Origin of the sequence: Deinococcus roseus, from assembly GCF_014646895.1 — a bacterium.
In the GTDB taxonomy this organism is placed as follows: Bacteria; Deinococcota; Deinococci; order Deinococcales; family Deinococcaceae; genus Deinococcus_C; species Deinococcus_C roseus.
The window spans coordinates 1-2,247 of the sequence record NZ_BMOD01000065.1 but is presented as its reverse complement, the minus strand read 5'-3'; the positions used below and the strand labels follow the sequence as shown (position 1 = coordinate 2,247).

At 55.0% G+C, this 2,247-nt stretch carries 3 protein-coding genes; 2 read left to right on the top strand and 1 reads right to left on the bottom strand.

The genetic code is table 11. From position 1 onward, the window contains the following. Positions 1–70: 70 nt before the first annotated feature. On the bottom strand, positions 71–1,297 hold the full coding sequence (locus IEY52_RS26330; RefSeq protein ID WP_189009639.1) for a DUF4419 domain-containing protein: 1,227 nt from the start codon (positions 1,295–1,297) through the stop codon (positions 71–73). A gap of 58 nt (positions 1,298–1,355) precedes the next feature. Here IEY52_RS26330 and IEY52_RS26325 point away from each other — a divergent pair, with 58 nt between their 5' ends. After that, complete coding sequence (locus tag IEY52_RS26325) at positions 1,356–1,721, top strand: hypothetical protein (RefSeq protein WP_189009636.1); 366 nt, start codon at positions 1,356–1,358, stop codon at positions 1,719–1,721. Between the two features lie 153 nt (positions 1,722–1,874). Next, on the top strand, positions 1,875–2,247 hold a 373-nt coding region (locus tag IEY52_RS26320), incomplete at its 3' end, for a glycoside hydrolase family 3 N-terminal domain-containing protein (RefSeq protein ID WP_308425030.1).

Here is a 2,247-nt window from a genome sequence, read left to right as displayed (position 1 = left end):
GGTTTAGAGGCTTTCGAGTTGCTGTTTCTGGGCTTTTCCCTGCAAAATCCGCCAGATGAGTAACTTCTGTTCACTGCTCAGCCATCAGCAGGGGGTTTTTAAAAGTGTATTTTTCCTCATTGCCCACCCGCTCCTTCCAGTAAGGAAACAGCAGTTTCAGCCAGCCGGTGATCTGATCTGGACCATAAGATTGTTCAGGTTTGTAGATGCTTTGCCAGAACGTTCTGGAAGGGTTGCCCTGTGCAGTCTGGATCCACTGGTCGCACAGGGGAAGCAGGTGGCGGGTCCACCATTCCAGGCCCCAGGCCTCCAGACGTTGCACTTTCTGCTTCAATTTCACCCAGTCTTCCACGGCGCCTTCCAGGATGATTTCGGGAATGCCACAGATGCAGATCACTTCATAATCGAAGTACTCCCGGAAACCATCCATCATCACGATCTGGCTGGTGGTGCGGATGGTGTCTGTGGTGGTGGAGAAATCGCACCGGAAGACTTCCGCCGTGGTCTGTCCCACATGGTCCTGGATGCCTTCCGTCCACAATTGCACCACTTCTGCCCAGTCTTCAGGCGTGCAGAGTTGCCTGGCCCGCACTGTGAGTTTCTCCTTGCCCTGATGTTGCACAAAGAGGTGCCGCAGGTCTTCAGCGTTGTTCTGGATGTGCAGGGCCACCCCCTGGCTGAGGGTGATCCAGAGGATGTCTGGAGACAGGGTGAGGGGGTAATGCTGGCTGAACGCCTGATGCACCGCAGCAATCAAAGCATGGCTTCCCGAAGTGGGCAGGGTTTTCTGCACAGCGTCAAAACTGCTGCACAGCAGTTCTGTTCGTAGGTGGCTTTCCAGCTGCTTCTGCAAAAGGGAAGGCTGCAACAGTGCTGTTGCGGGAACGACCTCATCCACCTCAAAGCGCACCCCTGCCCCATTTTCGATGCCCTGAGTTGCAGCCATGGGCCCGGAGGCAGCAGCAAAAAACAACCCCTGCACTTCTGAGGCCAGGGCATCCAGGTGCACCTGTTCTCCCTGCCACCACTGGTGGTGTTGGCCTTGTGGCAATTGCAGGGTCAGGCGGCAATCTCCTTTTGCCTGGTCAGGGATGGTCCGGTCAGGAAGGTGGGAGGTACTTTCCAGCAAGGCTTCCGCCCTTTCAGGATCTGCAACACCTTGCTGTTCCTGCAGGGTGATGTCCCACTGGCGCGGTTTGTGTTTTTCCCTCAGGGCATTCACGCCTTCCAGAGTCCAGTGGTACCGCTCCATGCGCTGGGTGTCATGGGTGTGGTCCCAGCAGATCCTGCGCACCACCAGAACCCTTCTGGGTTGCTGAACAGGTCATACCGTGTAAAAAGGAAATTCAAAAAAAATGGATCTGGAGTTTCCATGCAGAGAGACAACAGCAGGGTGCCTTGCAGCGGATGGTTGTGCAGTGCAGCCAGAGCAGATTCCTGAAGACGCAAATGATGGTGCGGTAAAGTTTCCATGCAGACCTCTTTCAGACCAGCATAGAGCAAGACAGCAGCGTGCTGTAAGGGCAATTGGCTTACGCCAGTTGGTCACCAGAGTCTGGGGCGGCCACACCACCCACAGCCCTGAAAACCTGATTGATGTGGGGCAACAGGCCCAGTATCGTGCACGTTTTGAAAACGTTTGTCAAATCGAAAGCGTGCTGAGCGCAAGATATCAAATCGACCTTTTTAGACTTGCGAAAGCGCTGTCAAAACTTCTATAATGCTTCCAACTTCGCAGATCCATTGTCCCAGTCCAGAAATATGGGTCCGCAACGCTGAAGAGGTGCCCTGGCATTTCAGCGTTTCTTTGCTGCACACTCCCGCCCTTCTTTTCTTCCCATTCTGGAAGAACATCCTTCTGACAAGGAGTTTCCATGCCAGCCCACCAAGAAAACCTTTTCGTCCAGAACCTGCTTGCCCAGATGAGCCTCACTGAAAAAATCGGGCAGATGACCCAGCCCGAAAAGAACAGCGTCAAACCCGGAGACATCGCCCGATACAGTCTCGGATCCGTCCTCAGTGGTGGCGGCGGAAACCCTACCGAAAACAACCCCCAAAACTGGCGGGACATGGTCCTCGGTTTTATTGAACAAGCAAAACACTCCCGACTCAAAATCCCCCTCATCTACGGCGTCGACGCCGTCCACGGCCACAACAACCTCCAGGGCGCCACCCTCTTCCCCCACAACAACGCCCTGGGAGCCACCAGGGACTTTGATCTCGTGCGCAGAATTGGACGCGCCACCG